The 18,808-nt window shown below is 41.4% G+C and carries 21 protein-coding genes, 2 tRNA genes and 2 pseudogenes; 14 read left to right on the forward strand and 11 right to left on the reverse strand.

Annotated elements, in window-relative coordinates:
* The 9 genes and pseudogenes from I8751_RS02955 to trxB form a co-directional block, all read left to right on the forward strand.
* A pseudogene (locus tag I8751_RS02955) lies at positions 1-476 on the forward strand (hypothetical protein); the annotation flags it as partial.
* Between the two features lie 43 nt (positions 477-519).
* Positions 520-590, forward strand: a tRNA-Gly gene (locus I8751_RS02960).
* Positions 591-826: 236 nt separating this feature from the next.
* Positions 827-1,018 (forward strand): type II toxin-antitoxin system RelE/ParE family toxin, encoded by a 192-nt coding sequence (locus I8751_RS02965; protein WP_449658055.1) that lies wholly within the window; start codon positions 827-829, stop codon positions 1,016-1,018.
* A gap of 107 nt (positions 1,019-1,125) precedes the next feature.
* The gene (locus I8751_RS02970; RefSeq protein ID WP_214437667.1) at positions 1,126-1,434 is read left to right on the forward strand and encodes a HigA family addiction module antitoxin; all 309 of its coding nucleotides are present in this window, start codon (positions 1,126-1,128) and stop codon (positions 1,432-1,434) included.
* A 31-nt stretch (positions 1,435-1,465) separates the two neighbouring features.
* Positions 1,466-1,787 (forward strand): annotated as a pseudogene (locus I8751_RS30570) (transposase); the annotation flags it as partial.
* Positions 1,788-2,352: 565 nt separating this feature from the next.
* Entirely contained in the window at positions 2,353-2,469 is a 117-nt protein-coding gene (locus I8751_RS30195; RefSeq protein ID WP_318780283.1) for a DUF2887 domain-containing protein, read from the forward strand.
* Positions 2,453-2,881 carry an Rpn family recombination-promoting nuclease/putative transposase gene (locus I8751_RS30200; RefSeq protein WP_318780284.1) on the forward strand — a complete coding sequence of 143 codons (429 nt, stop codon included), beginning with the start codon at positions 2,453-2,455 and terminating at the stop codon, positions 2,879-2,881. The genes I8751_RS30195 and I8751_RS30200 overlap by 17 nt, the downstream gene beginning before the upstream one ends.
* Positions 2,882-2,887: 6 nt before the next feature.
* Positions 2,888-3,157, forward strand: coding sequence for a hypothetical protein (locus tag I8751_RS30205; protein ID WP_318780285.1), 270 nt, complete (start codon positions 2,888-2,890; stop codon positions 3,155-3,157).
* A gap of 160 nt (positions 3,158-3,317) precedes the next feature.
* Positions 3,318-4,691 carry a thioredoxin-disulfide reductase gene (gene trxB, locus I8751_RS02990; protein WP_214437668.1) on the forward strand — a complete coding sequence of 458 codons (1,374 nt, stop codon included), beginning with the start codon at positions 3,318-3,320 and terminating at the stop codon, positions 4,689-4,691.
* Positions 4,692-4,797: 106 nt separating this feature from the next.
* Here trxB and I8751_RS02995 read toward each other — a convergent pair whose 3' ends face one another.
* The 3 genes from I8751_RS02995 to I8751_RS03005 all read right to left on the reverse strand — a co-directional run bounded on the left by I8751_RS02995 (position 4,798) and on the right by I8751_RS03005 (position 7,233).
* Positions 4,798-5,739 carry an N-acetylmuramoyl-L-alanine amidase gene (locus tag I8751_RS02995; RefSeq protein ID WP_214437669.1) on the reverse strand — a complete coding sequence of 314 codons (942 nt, stop codon included), beginning with the start codon at positions 5,737-5,739 and terminating at the stop codon, positions 4,798-4,800.
* A gap of 465 nt (positions 5,740-6,204) precedes the next feature.
* Complete coding sequence (locus I8751_RS03000) at positions 6,205-6,909, reverse strand: glutathione S-transferase family protein (RefSeq protein WP_214437670.1); 705 nt, start codon at positions 6,907-6,909, stop codon at positions 6,205-6,207.
* Between the two features lie 150 nt (positions 6,910-7,059).
* On the reverse strand, positions 7,060-7,233 hold the full coding sequence (locus tag I8751_RS03005; RefSeq protein ID WP_214437671.1) for a hypothetical protein: 174 nt from the start codon (positions 7,231-7,233) through the stop codon (positions 7,060-7,062).
* Positions 7,234-7,362: 129 nt separating this feature from the next.
* Between I8751_RS03005 and I8751_RS03010 the strand changes: the two genes are divergently transcribed.
* Positions 7,363-7,743 (forward strand): hypothetical protein, encoded by a 381-nt coding sequence (locus tag I8751_RS03010; RefSeq protein WP_214437672.1) that lies wholly within the window; start codon positions 7,363-7,365, stop codon positions 7,741-7,743.
* Positions 7,744-7,837: 94 nt separating this feature from the next.
* On the opposite strand, the gene I8751_RS03015 is transcribed toward I8751_RS03010, so the two are convergent.
* The 3 genes from I8751_RS03015 to cysE all read right to left on the reverse strand — a co-directional run bounded on the left by I8751_RS03015 (position 7,838) and on the right by cysE (position 9,494).
* Positions 7,838-7,922, reverse strand: a tRNA-Ser gene (locus I8751_RS03015).
* Positions 7,923-8,046: 124 nt separating this feature from the next.
* Complete coding sequence (locus I8751_RS03020) at positions 8,047-8,637, reverse strand: Crp/Fnr family transcriptional regulator (protein WP_214437673.1); 591 nt, start codon at positions 8,635-8,637, stop codon at positions 8,047-8,049.
* 131 nt (positions 8,638-8,768) lie between these two features.
* Positions 8,769-9,494 (reverse strand): serine O-acetyltransferase, encoded by a 726-nt coding sequence (gene cysE, locus I8751_RS03025; RefSeq protein ID WP_214437674.1) that lies wholly within the window; start codon positions 9,492-9,494, stop codon positions 8,769-8,771.
* 619 nt (positions 9,495-10,113) lie between these two features.
* Here cysE and trmFO point away from each other — a divergent pair.
* Positions 10,114-11,430, forward strand: a complete 1,317-nt coding sequence (gene trmFO, locus I8751_RS03030) for an FADH(2)-oxidizing methylenetetrahydrofolate--tRNA-(uracil(54)-C(5))-methyltransferase TrmFO (RefSeq protein WP_214437675.1) — start codon at positions 10,114-10,116, stop codon at positions 11,428-11,430.
* A 170-nt stretch (positions 11,431-11,600) separates the two neighbouring features.
* Here the strand turns inward: trmFO and I8751_RS03035 are convergent, their stop codons facing one another.
* The 3 genes from I8751_RS03035 to I8751_RS03045 form a co-directional block, all read right to left on the reverse strand.
* Positions 11,601-11,897, reverse strand: a complete 297-nt coding sequence (locus I8751_RS03035) for a type II toxin-antitoxin system RelE/ParE family toxin (RefSeq protein WP_214437676.1) — start codon at positions 11,895-11,897, stop codon at positions 11,601-11,603.
* Entirely contained in the window at positions 11,882-12,067 is a 186-nt protein-coding gene (locus tag I8751_RS03040) for a hypothetical protein (RefSeq protein WP_214437677.1), read from the reverse strand. The genes I8751_RS03035 and I8751_RS03040 overlap by 16 nt, the downstream gene beginning before the upstream one ends.
* A 220-nt stretch (positions 12,068-12,287) precedes the next feature.
* Complete coding sequence (locus I8751_RS03045; protein WP_214437678.1) at positions 12,288-13,022, reverse strand: 2-phosphosulfolactate phosphatase family protein; 735 nt, start codon at positions 13,020-13,022, stop codon at positions 12,288-12,290.
* Positions 13,023-13,280: 258 nt separating this feature from the next.
* Between I8751_RS03045 and I8751_RS03050 the strand changes: the two genes are divergently transcribed.
* Both I8751_RS03050 and I8751_RS03055 read left to right on the forward strand, forming a co-directional pair.
* Positions 13,281-13,700 (forward strand): BlaI/MecI/CopY family transcriptional regulator, encoded by a 420-nt coding sequence (locus I8751_RS03050; RefSeq protein WP_214437679.1) that lies wholly within the window; start codon positions 13,281-13,283, stop codon positions 13,698-13,700.
* Positions 13,700-14,548, forward strand: coding sequence for a M56 family metallopeptidase (locus I8751_RS03055; protein ID WP_214437680.1), 849 nt, complete (start codon positions 13,700-13,702; stop codon positions 14,546-14,548). Before I8751_RS03050 ends, I8751_RS03055 begins: the two co-directional genes overlap by 1 nt.
* Before the next feature lie 290 nt (positions 14,549-14,838).
* Here the strand turns inward: I8751_RS03055 and I8751_RS03060 are convergent, their stop codons facing one another.
* Positions 14,839-15,093, reverse strand: coding sequence for a hypothetical protein (locus I8751_RS03060; RefSeq protein WP_214437681.1), 255 nt, complete (start codon positions 15,091-15,093; stop codon positions 14,839-14,841).
* A 313-nt stretch (positions 15,094-15,406) separates the two neighbouring features.
* On the opposite strand from I8751_RS03060, the gene I8751_RS03065 reads away from it, so the two are divergent.
* Positions 15,407-17,140, forward strand: coding sequence for a cation:proton antiporter (locus I8751_RS03065; RefSeq protein WP_214437694.1), 1,734 nt, complete (start codon positions 15,407-15,409; stop codon positions 17,138-17,140).
* Between the two features lie 148 nt (positions 17,141-17,288).
* On the opposite strand, the gene glcD is transcribed toward I8751_RS03065, so the two are convergent.
* A complete protein-coding gene (gene glcD / locus I8751_RS03070) occupies positions 17,289-18,761 on the reverse strand; it encodes a glycolate oxidase subunit GlcD (RefSeq protein WP_214437682.1) in 1,473 nt (490 codons plus the stop codon).
* Positions 18,762-18,808: the final 47 nt, after the last annotated feature.

An 18,808-nucleotide genomic window follows, 5' to 3' on the forward strand; every position in this document is an offset into this window, starting at 1 on the left:
GGGAAACTCCGCGGATTCCGGGAGAGGAAACTACATCTACACCCACTGGGGAAACCCCTCGGATTCCGAAGCAAGGAGGATCAATAGCGATCGCAACTCCTTTATCTAGAAATGAAGTACTTCAATTGATACAAGAGGGCAGATTGAGACAAAATGATTTTCCCGATGTTCTGGCTAAATATCAAGGAAGCAATACAAAAACATTAGATTCAAGTTTTCTCCCTGGTGATTCTGAAATTCAGCCTGCACAGTTATTAACTAGCTTAGTAATTGATGAAAATGGCAAATTTCAACAGGCTGTAGTTATAGAAATCGAGCCGGCGAAACTACAAAGTGAGAAAATTTTATATGAAAAAATTATCAATGAGTTGTTCAGTAATGAGAACTTCCTACCAGGCCATAATCAAAATGGCACAAAACCAGAGTTGAGTGAATTATTTGTGAAAGTCACTGTTAAGCCCATTAACTCTAACTAGATGCTTGAATTGTTGCAAAACCTATGTTACACTTATGAGGTTTGCGGGCGTAGTTTAGTGGTAAAACTATAGCCTTCCAAGCTATTAATGCGGGTTCGATTCCCGCCGCCCGCTTAGGTAAAAGCCCCTGTACAGCAATATCTACAGGGGTTTTTTGTTTTTTACAATAATTTTTTTGCAGTATATTTGTTCTATTTTTAACGTGAGTTCGATGAACCTCTCCCCAACTTCTCTCCCACGCGCAGAGGTGGAGAGATTTTCCTAGTTTTGAACGAAAAAATAAAAAGTAAAAATTTACCACTTGAAATGTATACTGTCGATTGACGATAGTAACGCAAAACGATATTATTGTGATTGTTAATTTCAAGTCTGAAGAGACAAAGCTAATTTTTGAAGGCTTTACATCTTCTCAATACCCACCCAATATTCAGAAGACTGCTTTAAGAAAACTACTTATCATTGACGCAGCAGTATCAATTAATGACTTGCGTGTTCCGCCTGGAAATCGTCTAGAAAAGCTAATTGGCGATAGAGTTGGGTAGTATAGTATCCGGATTAATGACCAATGGCGGATTTGCTTTGTTTGGACAGATGAAAACAATGCTTCGGAAGTTGAAATAGTCGATTACCACTAAGTAACAAAATCATTATGAATGATAACCGTTTGCCAAACATTCATCCAGGCGAAATCCTGCAACTAGAATTCTTAGAACCGTTGAACATCACAGCTTATCGATTAAGCAAAGATATAGGTGTAACTCAGACACGAATTAGCGAAATTCTATCTGGAAAGCGCAGTATTACGGCAGATACAGCTTTGCGTTTCTCCCGCTATTTTGGAAATACTGCCCAGTTTTGGTTAAATTTACAAACACAATATGATTTACGTCAAGCCCTTGAAGAAAGTTCAGAAGTTTACAATCAAATTCCTAAACTTTCGTCTTATGATGTAGCCTAAAATTATTCAAGCCCCCGCCTTTAGGCATGGGGTAATAATTGATGAAACAGGAGACAAAAAACAAGGTCGTACTACAGACTATGTAAAACGGCAGTATATTGGGAACTTAGGCAAAATAGAAAATGGAATAGTGGTAGTGACACCCTATGGTGTGATTGAAGATATGACCTTTCCATTAACATTTCTTTCTTTGTAAACCACGCGAGAGATTGAAGGCAGGAGATAAATATAAAACCAAGCCAGAAATTGCAGCAGAATTAATCAGAGAACTCCAAGGAATGGGGTTTAAATTTGAACTGGTTTTGGCAGATAGCCTGTATGGGGAAAGCGATGGAAATTTTATTAGTGTTTTATCTCATGGTCAGCCTTCATTCAAGTGTCTTCAGCGAATCTCAGAGTTATATTCTCAAAATATTTACGGAACACCCTTTGTGGAATAAAAATTATGGTTGGAAGAATCTCTTGAACAATTTGCGTCTTATCGTTCAACCTTTCATTCTTTTCAATTTGATTAAACCTTGGCTTAAGGTATTTTCTATCCCCAACTTTCTGCGGGATTTTCTTACTTGATTAACATCATGAATACCTTGCACAATCATCTATTTTTATCCCTTTGGTCTGACTTTTTCTCTTTTTCCTCTGCCTAGAGTGACAAAAGAAAGATTACTCGCCCTGGTCTGCGCGACATTATCCAGTTATTTAAAAACGTAATTAGACGACCGCCAATTTCTTCTGACTCATAACCCGATGGCCCCATAACTATAATCTTTCCTTCTACTATTCTGGATGCTCGGTTTGTAGTTGCTCTAAATCTTTAATAGTTAATGACATAACAACACAGAAAAGACTTCTATATTGCTCATACGTACCGCAACCTACGAAAGCTACAATATATGACATTCAAACGAAAGCGGTTGTATGAAAACAGATGTAATATTTTACGAACTTATTAAAGAACTACCACAGATATTTTTTGAACTGATTGGTAAACCTGATACTAATCCCAATATCTACACGTTTGTTTACTGCACCTGAAATCAAACAACAATCATTTCGTTTAGACGGGTTATTTTCTACTGTTGAAGGTTTTGAAAATGAACCTTTGTACTTTGTAGAATTGCAAACCTACAAAGATGAAGAATTTTACGAACGGTTATTCGGGGAAATATTTGTTTACTTCCGTCAATATCAGCCAGCCAATTCAGACTGGTATGCAGTTGTTATCTATGACAAACGCATTCATGAAGCCCCGCCTCACCCGCGCTATCGGTTTTTAATTGAACAACATTTGCGCTGTATTTATTTAAATGAACTTGATACTAGTACCGATAATTCCTTGGGTATAGGAATTGCCAAATTATTTACGGAAACACCAACAAGAGCTACTTCCTTAGCCCAACAGTTAATTAATCAAGCGAAAGAAAATTTAACTGATGAGCATCTGTAAAAGAAAGTGCTAGCATTTATCCAAGCCATTATATTTTATAAGTTTCCCAATCTTAGCGTAGAGGAGATTGAAGCCATGTTGGATTTAGATGGATTCACAAAAACTTACTTGTATCAAAGCATCTTAGCAAGGACAAAGCCGGAAACAGAATTAGAAACCAAATTGAAATTAGTCCCCAAATGTGTTGATAAAGGTATGAGTATTCAAGAAATAGCAGAGTTGTTAGAACTAGATGTTGAAACTATCAGAAAATCTCTGCAACAACAGCCTGAATAACATAAATTTAATTACCCAAATCTTTCATTGCGGTTGTCTTGACGATCGCACCCACATTTTCGTGTAGCATCTCGTTAAAGCAGCGATCGCACATAACACTGGCAAAACTAGTTGGAATTTGCTATATTAAACGTAGTCGTTATGAGTACGTTTAATTTTTATGGCTAACCCGACTGTAGAAAACGTAGTAATTATCGGTTCTGGGCCAGCAGGGTACACAGCTGCCATCTATGCAGGACGAGCTAACCTGAAACCCGTCGTCTTTGAAGGTTTCCAAGCGGGAGGTTTGCCTGGTGGACAACTGATGACAACGACGGAAGTAGAGAACTTTCCGGGATTTCCCCAAGGTATTACGGGGCCGGAATTAATGGATCAGATGAAAGCGCAGGCGGAGCGCTGGGGGGCTGAGTTATATACTGAGGATGTTACATCAGTTGATTTAAGCCAGCGTCCTTTTACTGTGCTATCAGATGAAAGAGAAGTTAAAACCAACAGCCTAATTATTGCCACTGGTGCAACCGCGAAGCGTTTAGGTTTACCTAGCGAGCATGAATTTTGGAGCCGAGGAATTTCCGCCTGTGCAATTTGTGATGGTGCTACACCAATTTTCCACGGTGCAGAATTGGCTGTGATTGGTGCTGGTGACTCGGCGGCGGAAGAGTCAATTTACCTTACTAAATATGGCTCAAAGGTAAATCTTTTAGTACGGTCTGATACAATGCGAGCTTCTAAAGCTATGCAAGACCGCGTTTTGAGTAACCCGAAAATCCAAGTGCATTGGAACACAGAAGCTGTGGATATTTTCGGTAATGGTCACATGAGTGGGGTGAAAATCCGCAATAATAAGACTGGTGAAGAAAGCGAACTACACGCTAAAGGCTTATTTTACGCAGTTGGTCACACTCCTAATACTTCACTATTTAAAGGACAACTAGAACTAGATGAAGTGGGTTACGTTGTCACCAAGCCCGGTACTGTAGAAACCAGTGTAGAAGGCGTTTTTGCTGCTGGTGACGTACAAGACCATGAGTTTCGTCAGGCAATTACAGCTGCCGGTACTGGCTGTATGGCGGCGATGCTAGCTGAACGCTGGTTGTCTTCTAATGGTTTAATTTACGAATTCCATCAACAGCCGGAAACTCCAGCTCATGAATTAGAACATCAGCCAGCCGCTAAGAAAACTGAAGTTGAGGAAGAAGCTGGGTTTAATTTACAAGCAACGCGCCATGAGGGGGGTTATGCTTTACGGAAATTATTCCATGAAAGCGATCGCCTACTCGTTGTCAAATATGTCTCCCCAGGTTGCGGCCCTTGCCACACCCTAAAACCCATTCTAAATAAGGTGGTGGATGAATTTGACGGCAAAATCCACTTTGTAGAAATTGACATCGACAAAGATCGCGATATTGCCGAGAATGCTAATGTAACCGGGACACCAACAATTCAATTTTTCAAAAATCAGGATTTGTTGAAGGAAGTTAAAGGCGTGAAGCAAAAGAGCGAATATCGCCAATTGATTGCAAGCAATCTCTAGATAGTGTTTAGCTCATCTCACTCCTTGAAGGGGTGGGATTTCGTGTCAGTGGTCAGTTATTTTTGCTACTGATCACTGACTACTGACACCGGACGGTGATGGGACGTTAACCAATCAACTTCTGCCAGGTCATTCCTCCTACAATCCCATCAGCAAGCAAACCATTCTGCCTTTGATATGTCTTAATTGCCGCTTCTGTCTGAGGGCCATAAACACCATCAACCTCAACACCCACACGATATTGCAAGTATCTAACCACAGGGCCACCAGCGTGATTTGGTCTAACAATTCGTTTCGCTAAAACCAAATTAATTGCATTCCATGTAGTTTCATTGGCAACTCCATCGGCGGAAATCCCAAAAACATTTTGAATTTTTTCTGTTGCAGATTTTGTAGCTCCGCCCATGAGGTTATCTTCTACCAAAGATTTGCCATTTTTATCAGTTATTTTGAGTCGATTTAAGGCTTTTTGTAGCCTGAGTACCGAGGTATCTGTATTCTGCTCATCATCGGGAACGGGATTAACAGGAGTACTAGGCACTTGACCAGTTAAGCCTTTGACGATTGCATTCGCAAGTGCTTCACCGTCATATAGTTTCATATCTTTTGACGAATCGATAAAGCAACCTTCTACTAAAATCGCAGGCATATTTGTGTTTCTCAGAACAAATAAATGAGAACCACTCTTAACTCCACGATTAAAAAATCCTAACTTGACGATTTCATCTAATACAGGCTTTGCTATTTTTCTGCCATTTTCACTAGTTGCAAATACTTCTGTGCCATTAGCTTGACCGTTAAAAGCATTAAAATGAATAGAAACATAAACATCCACCCTTGATGCATTAGCTGTGTCACATCTTTTTGCTAATGAATCGCGTACTGATCCAGCACTAGCAGGTTTACATGGTATTACTTGATGTCCTAAATTTTTTAACTTAGATATAACTTTATTACCTACTTCTTCGGTTAAATTATCTTCAAACCTTAATCCTCTAGCTCCAGTGTCTGGAGAACAATTATGACCAATATCAATTCCAAATTTCATGTGCTAGTCCTCAACTGCTTTTCGTAATACTTTAAAGCTTTTCAAGTTATATATATCAAGTTTGGTTAATATTTTGAGTAGCAAACCTGATAAACACAGGACTTACACAAAATACCCCTCAAACTCCTATCCTCCGCGTTCTCTGTGTCTCTGTGGTTCAATTTTCCGTTATCTTTGCATAAGTTCTAAAATATATTATCTGCGATGACTACAATCATTATTCAAATAGTAACTTTTTCTGAAACCAGACAGCCATGACAATTTTACCTATTAGAGTCTAAACCCAAGAATACGTCTGATGTCAGACCGTGTTACAAGACTTGCCAATTTATTCGTTTGGCTTGGGTTTGCGACATCCTGATATTATGCAATTACCTAAAAGTATCCAATGCAGATATCTACAAAAACGTCCTCCAAATCATCTTTAGAGGAACAATTAACTTGAGCAAATTGTTAAGTAACAACTCAACAGGAATACGCGATCGCTTGACGTCCTTCCTTATCAAAAGTATCGAGCATCTGCTCACGCCAGCTAAACACTGGGTCATTTTCTACAAGTAAAGAAAATGGACTAATACAGCGTGCCCACTGTAAAGAGCTGAACACTACATAATCTGCCCAAGCTGGTGCTTTTCCAGCAAGGAATGACTGATGCTGGAGAGTTCGACGCAGTGGCTCAAGGTGATGGTGAAAGTTTATAACTCGCTCGTCGCGATCAGCAGATAAAGCCTCCAAGGTTGTACCAAAGAACTCTTCTCGTGTTCTGCGGAAGTAGTCTTTGTCTTTTGGGTGCAGGTGTGAATAAATATCTGTGATTACCAAGCGAATAATTTCAGGATTGAGTACCGCTTCTACCCAATCAGTGACAAATCGGGATAAAGCTTTGCCCATCAATCCATCAAATAGTGGTGGATTTTCAGGGTAACTCTCTTCAAGATACTCTGCGATCGCCCAAGAATCGCAAACAAATCGTTCACCATCAACTATTACTGGTACTTTACCCTGTCCTGAAAAAGCAATAGTCTCCTTTTCAGTAAATCGCCAGGGTATAGTTTCAAACGGTAATTGCTTATGAAGTAGAGCTAGACGCACTCGCCAGCAATTTGGGCTAAAACGGCGATCGTCCTTAGCTCCAGCCAAATCATACAGCCTGATCTTTGTCGGTTTCATGACTGTGTTCCTTTTGAGGTAGATGCAAATTACTACTAATTGTTATTGCTTATGCAAAACAACCTCACAATAGCACGTCAATAAAAAAGAAAGGGGGCATAGAGCATAGGGTTTTTGTTGCTCATTTTTTACAATACAAACAACATACCTTTACTTTTCTTCATCTAAAGCTTTTTGTATAGCCCTCCTACAAAATTCTGGAGGATCTTCTTTGGCTTTAACAGCCTCCTTCATTTCTTTAGTAACCCTAAAACTTAATTGGTCATTTAAATCTCTACTCTCTTGATTTCCAAAATTCTCAGGTTTACCCTTGGACTTTCCCATTTATGTAGAAATATGAATAATGCTTGAAGTCGATGGTTTCGTCGGCTTAAGGTTTAAATCGGTGGTGATATTTGTCTGGAAAACTGGTATACCACCGATACCACTTTTATCAAGAGGTAATTCTATTTTATGTTCACTCGTACCGAACTTGAACTGCTGACAATCCAGCAATTACGAATTTTATGTAACCGCTATGGATTAAGACCAACTGGGAACTCAGGTTACAAGGATTCATACATTACTATCCTGATGGCATTCTCAATATTAGCCCTCAAGCAGCTAGAAGATAATAAAGGATTGAGGTTCCCATCATTCAGTAATTTACAAACTATGGGTATAGCTCTAGATGAGATGAACACCCCTACTGATGAACAGATAGCATTGATTAGGATATCTATGGAGGGTAGAAGGATGAATTATCCAGATAGATACGACCAAGAGAAATTGCTAGCCATTTACAGGGCTAAGTTAGCCCTAGAACAAGCAATTAGCTTGCTAGAGGTTCAGTAGTAACTAGTTTTTAGTTTGTGGTAAACCAAAACTTCAACCAATTCAATAATTTTAGTTATTGAATTGGTTGAGATAACGGTTGTATCAAAGAAAACGGAGAGGGGGGGATTCGAACCCCCGTTGAGTTGCCCCAAAACGCATTTCGAGTGCGTCGCATTCAACCACTCTGCCACCTCTCCAGTTATTTACGGATTTGATCTAGATTCGTGAATATGAAGCGCGATCGCATCCTGACGAGATTATAACACTCGACTATATATTACCGTGTTTATCAGCTTTGGGATGATTACTGACAAACCCAGACTAAATCTCATAGTACCAAATGTCTTCTTCTCGTAGCACAATCCGATTTAAAGACAGCCGATCTATTAAACCTTCCTGTTCAAATTGCCCTAGGATACGAGTAATTGTCACACGAGTAGAACCAATCATTTCAGCCAAGTCTTCATGAGTCAGACGCATATCTATTAAACGCCCCTGTTGAATTTCATGACCAAATTTTTTGGATAACCACGCCAATAGCTTGATGAGCATAGTTTCAACTTTTTTATAACTGCGAATGATCATCAATTCTTCAGCTTGCTGAATGTGGGCAAGCAAAGTTTCTGTTGGTTGGTACCATTCCTCTAAGGGTAAGACTGTTGCGGTCACTTTCGTCAGACATGCCATCTGATAAGGTTCCACTTTTGACAAGCTTTTGCCGATGATATCTCCGCTTCCCCACAATCCCAAAGCCACAGTTGTGCCGTCTTCTAAATAAGTAAAAGTCCGAACAAAACCCGCTTCTATCTTCCAAAGTCTATTTGGTTGCGTTGGAAGAAATGACCGACGCGTAAAAACCTGCTGAGAATTTTGCCTGGGTGGGTTAGAAATACTTGAGTATAAAGATACCATATCTATATTACACTTCATCGATAGAATAACCGTAGTATATACATATCACAATACTGTTCAGTTAAATCAAAAAGCCTCATGTAGAGACGCGATTTATCGCGTCTGATAATACCAATAACCCTTAACTGAGGCTAAATCCCAGCACCATCAAGAAACTCTGCAATCATCAAGTCTGTATTTTTATTACCGTCATGCGTTGTTTGGTCGTTTTCTGGAGTTGGTAAGTAACTTGACTGAATTTCTAAATGCTCCAATTGCTTTTCTAGAACCTTAACTCGTTCAAATAAAGCGCGGATTACTTCTGCTTCTACGTCCCGCACTTGCTCATGAGCCAGAATATCAATACTCAAATTGTTTTGACGAGTCACACGTCCTGGAATCCCAACTACTGTGGTATTACTGGGCACATTTCGTAATACCACCGAACCTGCTCCAATGCGGACGCGATCGCCAACATAAATATTGCCCAAAACCTTCGCACCTGCTCCTAAAACTACGTGGCTTCCTATAGTTGGATGGCGCTTACCGCTTTCTTTGCCAGTACCACCAAGGGTAACACCTTGATAAATTAGAGCATAATCACCCACAATTGCTGTCTCACCAATTACTACACCCATACCGTGGTCGATAAATACTCCTTTGCCAATTACTGCCCCAGGATGAATTTCAATCCCAGTCAAGAACCGACTCAGATGAGACATAAACCGAGGTATAAAAGGAATCCTCGTTTTATACAATCGATGGGCTAAACGATGGAATAGCAGAGCTTGGAATCCAGGATAGCAGAACAATATTTCCAGCCAGTTACGGGCTGCTGGGTCACGCTCATAGATTGTTCGCAAATCAGTTAGTAGCATACTTACTTACGATCATTGTTGGTAGGCGAGGCTCTAAATCCGCAAATGCAAGATAATTCCAGCAAAAATGAACTTCTTTTGAGTAATTGCGCTATTTAAATACGGTAATTCGATAGATCTATAGTATTTAGTATTAAGTTGGATGCTATCACATCCGCACTTGAAAAAACTAGTTTCGCAGAAACTGCAATAAACAATCTTGGGTAAAGGGACTAAGGGCTAAAGTGGTGTATCCTATGGTTCTGTCTTTGAAAGGCGAATATGCATTCTTGGCACTTTACACACTCCAAAACTTATGCCTAGAAAGAGAGATTCGCGCCCAATGCAAATAGCAAAAGACATTACAGAGTTAGTATTCAACAAAATTCCCCAAGCTTTGGCAGCGGTTGCTTAGATGCTAATGAAGCTAGAAAGCATAAACCCAGTCGATTTTATCAAGCCAGACTAGATTAGTGCGATCGCAGTAGCAACCGCCAAGGACTTACTTACCATCTTATTCTAACGATGCCTGAGATAATGAGCCAGCAAAGCACACACTAACTAACAATTAATCGATACGCTATTAATATACAAGCACTCCTGACAAGCTGAATTTAATTCAGGAATAAAAAATTGAACTATGGATAAACAACCGATACAAGTCATTGGAGGTGGATTGGCTGGGACAGAAGCAGCCTGGCAAATAGCCCAAGCTGGAGTGCCTGTAATTCTCCATGAAATGCGTCCAAAACGCTTTAGTCCTGCTCATCATACAGAACATTTAGCAGAATTGGTTTGTAGTAATTCTTTTGGGGCAATGGCAAGCGATCGCGCCACTGGATTATTGCATGAAGAATTGCGCCAACTTAATTCGATTGTAATTGCGAAAGCTGATGAACATGCTGTTCCTGCTGGCGGGGCGTTAGCCGTAGACCGGGGGCAATTTGGTCAAGATTTAACGGCAACTTTATCTAGCCATCCTTTAATTGAATTTAGCCGAGGTGAAGTACCAGCTATTCCTGAAGGAATTGTGGTTTTGGCAACTGGCCCCTTAACTAGTCCCGACTTGGCAGAAGATTTGCGCCGCCTAACAGGGATGGAATACCTCAGCTTTTTTGATGCGGCTAGTCCAATCGTTGTAGGAGAATCAATTAATCAAGATATTGCCTTTATGGCATCTCGCTATGACAAGGGTGAAGCTGCTTATCTCAACTGTCCGATGAATAAAGAGCAATATCTACGGTTTTGGGAAGAACTCCGTAAAGCCGAACAAACAGAACTCAAAGATTTTGAACGGGAAACAGCAAAATTTTTTGAAGCTTGTCTACCCATTGAAGAGCAAGCACTGCGGGGGGAAGATACCATGCGTTATGGCCCCTTAAAGCCAGTCGGTTTATCGGATAGTCGTACTGGAGAGCGCCCTTACGCTGTGGTGCAGTTGCGCCAAGAAGACAAAGCCGGGCAACTTTGGAATATGGTGGGATTTCAAACTAACCTGCGATGGGGTGAGCAAAAGCGAGTATTCCAGCTAATTCCCGGTTTAGAAAATGCGGAATTTGTGCGGCTGGGAGTGATGCACCGCAACACATTTATTAATGCACCTCAGCTAATGCATCCTAGTTTGCAATTTAAACAACGTCCGACATTGTTAGCAGCTGGACAATTGATTGGTACTGAAGGTTACACCGCAGCAGCGGCGGGTGGCTGCTTGGCAGGAATTAATGCCGCACGGTTAGCTTTAGGTAAAGAAGCGTTAACTCTACCACCAACAACCATGATGGGGGCACTGTTTGAATTTATCAGTTCTGCTTCACCGAAGCATTTCCAACCAATGCCACCTAACTTTGGGATTTTCCCCGATTTAGGAATGAAAATCAAAAGTAAACCAGAGCGTTATGGACGTTACCGCGATCGCTCTTTGGCTGATTTGGCAGATTGGAAAACGGCTAGGGGCTAGTATCGCTGCCTTGGAAGTTAAAAGTCAAGACTTCGGCTTCGCGGTAGTTAAGCGCAGTCGTAAAGCCTGCGGCATAGCTACGCTTAGCGCGTAGCGTCTCGCAGAGAAGGGTCAAAAGTCAAAAGACTTATGTTAACGGCTGTTTTACCGTTTTTAATGATCTTGGTAATTTAAAGCTCTAAGTTGTCTTGCGCCGAATGCCAAAATCTAGCGATGCTGATCCGCTTTTTCTGTTCTTCAACCCTGTACACAACACGATAGGGTTTAAGAATAAGCTGACGGATATTAGGGTCGTCAAACTCAGGTACTTTTTGACCTTTGAAAGGAAATTGACTTAAGTCCTTAGCCTTCTCAAGAAGGCGCTGACCCAAAGTCTTTGCAGTTTCAGGATTAGTTAAGGCTATGTACCTGACAATCGCTTCTAAATCCCCCACAGCTTTAGGAGAAAGAACTACTTGGTAGTCCATGCTTCAATCATCTGCTCAACAGATTCAATTGATACTCCTTGTCCTTGGTCAATCTCTTCTAAGCCCTCTTTTACAGCCGCAACAAACTCAATTTCCCGAACGATCTCGCGGAGAGATACATTTGGCGGCAAACGCTTCACAAGTTCAAGAACTGTTTCTCTATCGCTCATGGTAGTTTTCGCTTCTATGCAATTAACTATCGTAATCTTAACTCACTGGTCTACACCATTAGGTTAATCGGACAGTGTCATCAACAACGGTCAAAAGACTCTCGAAAGCTTTAAATACAAGCCTTAGATGTTTATTTAGTACATTTCTACCGAGAGAGGTTTGGCAAATTACCTCTTTTTAAGCAAAAACTAGAAAGAGGTAAATGCAAAAAGTATTTAGTTATTTACTTTTTAATACCCCCAATTCTTGCTGCATAGGCAAAACATCTAAAATATCGGTTTGGGCACAATATTTTAAGTCTTCGTAACATTCAAGACGCAACAATCTTTTGCCGTGACTTGCTTGGTGAAATAATCCCAATAAGTCATTTTGCCAATGTGAGTAAAGAGCGATCGCACTAATTACTTCATCATTGCCAGCTAATTCCTCTAATGACAACTGAGATTGTTCGACGACACTATGGGCGATCGCACCTGCACAGGCTGTATCCTCTAAAGAAAAACTGCCCTCCCAACCAGAACCAACAATCCACACAGTCTCTGGCTGCTTATCTAGGAGATATTGCACCACCGCCGCCCGGTTAATTAAGGCTGCTGCTAGTACAGTTGTGGAATCTTGTATTTTTTGTAAGGCACGAGTGCCATTGGTGGTACTGATAAATAAGCGACGACCTTGTACTAATTCTGGTGTGCAGTCTAGGGGAGAGTTACCCAACTCAAAACCAGCTACTTTAGCGCCGCCGCGCTCGCCTGCTCGCAGACGTTTTTCTGGTGGCCATTGTTCACTAACTTCGATGAGTTGCTCTAAATCGCTGAAGGCTTGCACAGCTTCGCCTCCAGATGCTAAGACAGTCGCTATGGTGCTAGTAGCTCGTAAGACATCGACTGCGATCGCGCAGTCTGGAGCTTTACCAGTTGGAGTCGATTCCGGGGTGTGGTATACAAATAGCTTCACGCGCTGGATACACCTGCTTGAAATACTGTTGCCGAGATTACATTCTAATGGGTGTCATGATCCATAATCACAGTTGCGCTTAGAGTATTTCTTATCCTTAGACAAGAGTATTTTTTATCTTGAGATACCAACGAGCACAAACAACGGTAATCTGAAAAAAGAATTGATATTCTCAAGCTGTCTTCATTCTCAAAATTAAAGAGGGGAATCTTGCATCTGATCCGCTTATCCAACCTCTAAAATCCAGCCGCAATAAATATGGCACCTTTACCTGACTATCGTCCTAAACAACTGTCTGTGGGCCCATTAGAAGCAGAAATTTTGAATATCATCTGGGAACTGGGTTCAGCCACAGTTAAGGATGTACACGATCGCATTCTGTCTGACCCCAACCGAGAATTAGCTTATACTTCCGTGACTACAGTCCTGCGCCGCCTCACTGATAAGGGCTGGTTAGCTTGCGATAAACAAGGGAAAGCTTTTTTTTGGCGACCGCTGCTAACACAACAACAAGCACAAGTAATTAAAGCCCACGAACAATTGCAACGGTTTTTAGCAGTGGGCAATCCCGATGTGATCGCTGCCTTTGCAGATAGTCTCGATGAAGCTAGCAGCCAGCAAATAGAAGCGATCGCCAAACGCATTCAAGCGGCACGCCAAGCCAGGGAGGAACAATAATGCATCTAATGATGATTTTGACTGCTTTGACAGTTTCTTGGCTGCTGAGATGCTCTTGGAGTAACCCCCAAGGACTTTGGCAGGCAAGATGGCGGCGATCGCTATTTTTATTTCTCTTTCCCCCGTTACTAATTTTTATGACTGCGATCGCTGTGCTATTCATGGGGCCCCAAGGACAAATGGGCGGCATGTACACAGGCTGGCTCAGTTACGAACTGGCATTTATTGCCTTAACATTTTTTGCTGTTGTGTGCTTCAAACTTGCTTTCCAAGGATGGCAATCGGTGGAATCTGCCCGTAACTCTCCACAAGTGAATTTTGAGGGTAAACAAATCCGGTTACTGAATACAGAGGCGCTGTTTGCTGGTCAAATTGGATTTTGGCAACCAGAATTAGTAGTTAGCCAAGGATTATTGCAAACTCTTTCACCAGATCATCTTGATAGTGTTTTAGCCCATGAGCAAGGACATTATTATTACCGAGACACATTTTGGTTTTTCTGGTTGGGTTGGGTACGTTCTTGCACCGTTTGGTTGCCCAATACAGAACCTTTGTGGCAAGAACTATTAGCTTTGCGGGAACTACGTGCTGACAGTTACGCTGCATCAAAAGTAGATCCTCTGTTGCTGGCAGAATCACTTTTGTTAGTAGTCAGCAATAAATCTGTGCTTTTAGAATCGGGAGTTTGTTGTGCTGCGTTGGGTGTTCCTGGTGTGGGCGATCGTCTAGAACAGAGAATAGAAGCTTTATTAGCGCCACCAGAACCTACTTCATCAGATCAATTGCAGTCTTGGCATGGCTTTATGTTGGCGTTCTTGCCCTTGTTAACGGTTATATTCCATACATGAGCTAGCTGAGTTCTGCTGACGCTAAACTAAGGGTTTCCAACTCCGCAGGGGATTGCGATTTGGGCTTATATCCCCTCTACTAATCTACGGTGTACACACAAGTCTTCTAAAACTCGTAAAATCTCTTATTTTTTCTCAGCGTTCTCTGTCTTGAAAAGTTTGTTACGGAGGGAAACCAACGCCACTTGCTACAAGTCGGGGAACCCGCCCAAAGCAGTGGCTCCTCCTGACAACTTTTCGCTGCGGCTCTGCGGTTTAAAAGTAATTTATTTGAGGGGGCGACAAAGAAGTTAAAGTGGTTGCTGTATAAGCAGCATAGCCCTCAAACCCTGATGATAAAATGCCTGTTTATTGCGAACGACAGCCATCATATCCAAGACTAATTCCTGACACTCATTCAGGGAAGTTATCCAATTTTGCCCATATAAACCTATCCAAAAAGCACTATGTCTTTTTTTACTTCTTTTCTGTTCACAAGGACGACAAACATAATATTGTTGTCTAGATAATTGAGTTTTTTGACCTTGTAACCAGGCAGAAGTCATTGCTAAAGCAATCAATCTTTGACTACTCTTGTCGCCCCCTCAGGTAATTTATTTAACCACTCCAGACGCAAAGGAGGACACTTGCGTGGGCGGGTTTCCCGACTTGAGGAGGCAGTGCGTTGGGCGGGTTCCCCGACTTGTAGCAACTGCCGTCAAAGTGTCCGTGACACAGAGTAAAGTGTACACATTAGCTCCACTGGCAGAGTTCCAGTTCCAGAAGACTGTAACAATTTTCCTCTACTCTAAATATTCCTCGCGGCATTGCCATCTCTATCATCAAGTTATTGAAATAGTTGAGCAAAAGCGGAAAACTATGGCAGCCGAGCATAACTTGATTCTTGATTTGACAACTGTTCTGGGAGCCTCAGCACTGGGAGGGTATCTAGCCAACCGACTGCGCCAACCTGTTTTGTTAGGTTATTTAATCACTGGATTAGTAGTAGGGCCTTTTGGCTTCAAGCTGTTAAGTGATGTTCCACGAATTCAATCCTTAGCATCCATTGGTGTGGCTTTCTTGTTATTTGCTCTGGGTGTTGAATTCTCTTTAACAGAATTGAAACGAGTTAAAAATATCGCTATTCAAGGAAGTCTGCTGCAAATTGGATTGACCACCGCGTTCGTAGCATTTTTAACTATTTTACTGGGTTGGGTTGAGGGAATTACTCAAGGAATCTTTTTAGGAGCAGTTCTTTCTCTTTCGTCTACAGCGGTGGTGCTAAAAACACTGGCAGAACGAGGCGAAACGAATACTCTCCACGGTCAAGTCATGCTAGCAATTTTAATTGCCCAGGATTTGGCATTGGGTTTGATGTTAGCGATTTTACCTGCTCTCAACCAGCCGGAAAGCCTTGGTTTGGCATTATGCAGTGCTTTATTGAAAGTTTTAGTCTTTTTAGCAGCAGCGATCGCCTTTGGTCGATGGACAGTACCGAGTTTAATTAGCAACGTTGCTGCTACCGAGAGTACTGAACTCTTTATCCTGACTGTAATTGCTTTATGTTTAGGGGTAGCTATAGTCACAGCTAAACTTGGTCTTTCCATCGAAATGGGCGCATTTGTGTCTGGGTTAATGGTTTCGGAGATTGACTATGCAGATCATGCATTAGCAAAAGTTCTACCTTTAAGAGACACCTTTGCTTGTCTGTTCTTTGCCTCGATTGGTATGCTGATCGATCCTGGTGTTTTAATCCAAAATTTTGGGCTAATTCTGGCACTGGTATTTTTAGTGATGGTGGGTAAAGCGATGATTATTCTGCCCATCATTTTGAAATTTGGCTACTCTCTCAAAACCGCTATCATTAGCAGTTTTGGCATTAATCAAATTGGGGAGTTCTCTTTTGTTTTAGCTTTGGCAGGTTTGGAACTTCAGCTAATTTCAGAGAGAAATTATCTTTTGCTGTTAGGGACAACGGCAATTACCCTGGTTCTCACCCCAATGTGGGTTAATATTTCCCCCCACCTTGCATCTCGCCTAATCCAAATGCCATTTTTTGCCAAGTACCTGCGGCAATTTGCAGAACCCAAAATTTTATCTATTCCAGAAACTATTAGTGGTCATGTTGTTGTTGCAGGTTACGGCAGAGTTGGACAAGTTATTGTCAAAATTTTACAAAATCAGGGATATTTAGTTTTAGTAATTGAGAATAGCGAAGCTGCCATTCAAAGACTGAGAATGCAGCAAATCCCCTATATTTGTGGCGATGCTGATTCCGAACTCGTACTAGAGAAAATTCATTTAGAAACGGCAAAAGCCTTGGCAATTGCTTTACCCGATCCTGCCAGTTCTCGTTTACTTTTACAACGGGCTTTAGCGATCGCGCCAGAATTGGATGTAATTGCTCGTTCTCATCATAATAGGGAAATTGACCTTTTAACTCAAATGGGCGCGAAAGAAGTCGTACAGCCAGAATTTGAAGCAGCGCTGGAATTAGGCGCTCATTTACTAGCAACTTTAGGAGAGCCAGTTAATCAGATCCGCACAGTTATTAGTAATATTCGCACCGATAGATACCGCAGTATCCGACCAGAACAAGAAGAGAGAAGGTAGTAGTGTATCAAGAAATAATTGACAAACAAATTTGCTGTAGAGACGACGATTTATCGCTTCTCGCCAATCTTTTGATGGATGAGAAATTTTGTAGTAAGGACTTTAGTCCTTCTTTTTTAAGACATGCACAAAGAGGCAAAGATACCAATTAAAATTTTTCCACGCCTTCAAACTGCTTCATATTTTTAGCATTTGCAGCTTCCCCACAAGTGCGGGGTGTAGGAAATATTTTTCCAGGATTTGCTAAACCTTGAGGATTAAATACTTGCCGTACCCACTGCATAGTTTTCAAATCAGCGCTACTAAACATATCTGGCATATAACATTTTTTATCGGCTCCAATGCCATGTTCACCAGAAATACTCCCACCAACTTTTACGCAAAGTTTCAGAATTTCTCCTCCGACTTCTTCAACTTTTTCTAATGCACCATGCACAGAATTATCAAACAGAATCAGTGGATGCAGATTGCCATCACCAGCGTGAAACACATTAGCAATACGATAACCATACTTTTGGCTTAAGGCTTCAATTTCTTGGAGGACATAAGGCAACTGAGTACGAGGAATTACGCCATCTTGCACATAATAATCAGGGCTTAAATGTCCCGCAGCCGCAAAAGCAGCTTTCCGACCTTTCCACAATTTCAATCTGGTTTCTGGGTCACTAGCAGTAGTGATGTTACGCGCTCCATTCTTTTTACAAATATCAGCAACACGCTGTTTATTTTCTGCAACTTCAATTTCTAAACCATCGATTTCTACTAACAAAATGGCAGTAGCATCGCGGGGGTAACAATTTGTAGCAACAACATCTTCAACTGCATTGATACTAATGTTATCCATCATTTCCATACCGCCGGGAATGATTCCCGCGCTGATGATATCAGAAACACTAGCCCCAGCAGCTTCAACACTGGTAAAGTCTGCTAACAGCACACAAATTGATTCTGCACTTTTGAGGATTCGCAGAGTAATTTCTGTGGCAATACCCAGAGTACCTTCTGAACCGACAAATACACCTGTTAAATCATAACCAGGCATTTCTGGAATTTGTCCGCCCAAATCGACAATTTCTCCTTCAGGTGTGACGATTTTTAATCCTAAAACGTGGTTAGTTGTAACACCGTATTTGAGACAATGCACCCCACCAGAGTTTTCGGCAACATTACCGCCAATAGAGCAGATAATTTGGCTAGAGGGGTCGGGAGCGTAATAAAATCCAGCACCACTGACTGTTTGCGTCACCCAGCTATTGATTACTCCTGGCTGCACCACAATCCGCTGATTATCCAAATCAGCGTTTAGAATTTGCCGCATTAATGAAGTCACAATCAAAATAGAATCTTCAGTTGGTAAGGCTCCACCAGATAGACCCGTACCAGAACCGCGTGCTATGAAAGGGATAGAATGTTGATTGCATATCTTTACCACTTCAGCAACTTTTTCTGTAGTTCTTGGTAGTAACACCAAAGCCGGACGTTGGCGATAGCTAGTTAAACCATCGCATTCATAAGTGATGAGTTCCTCACGACGTTGGATTACACCATTTTTGCCAAGGACAGCCTCGAATTGTTTAATGATGGGTTGCCAGTTGCGTGTTTTTTGATCTTCGATCAGCATGGTTTTTGAATAAGTTAGGGACTAGGGGCTAGGGGTTAGGGCTGTCT

Source organism: Atlanticothrix silvestris CENA357 (genome assembly GCF_016056295.1).
Classification (GTDB): Bacteria; Cyanobacteriota; Cyanobacteriia; order Cyanobacteriales; family Nostocaceae; genus Atlanticothrix; species Atlanticothrix silvestris.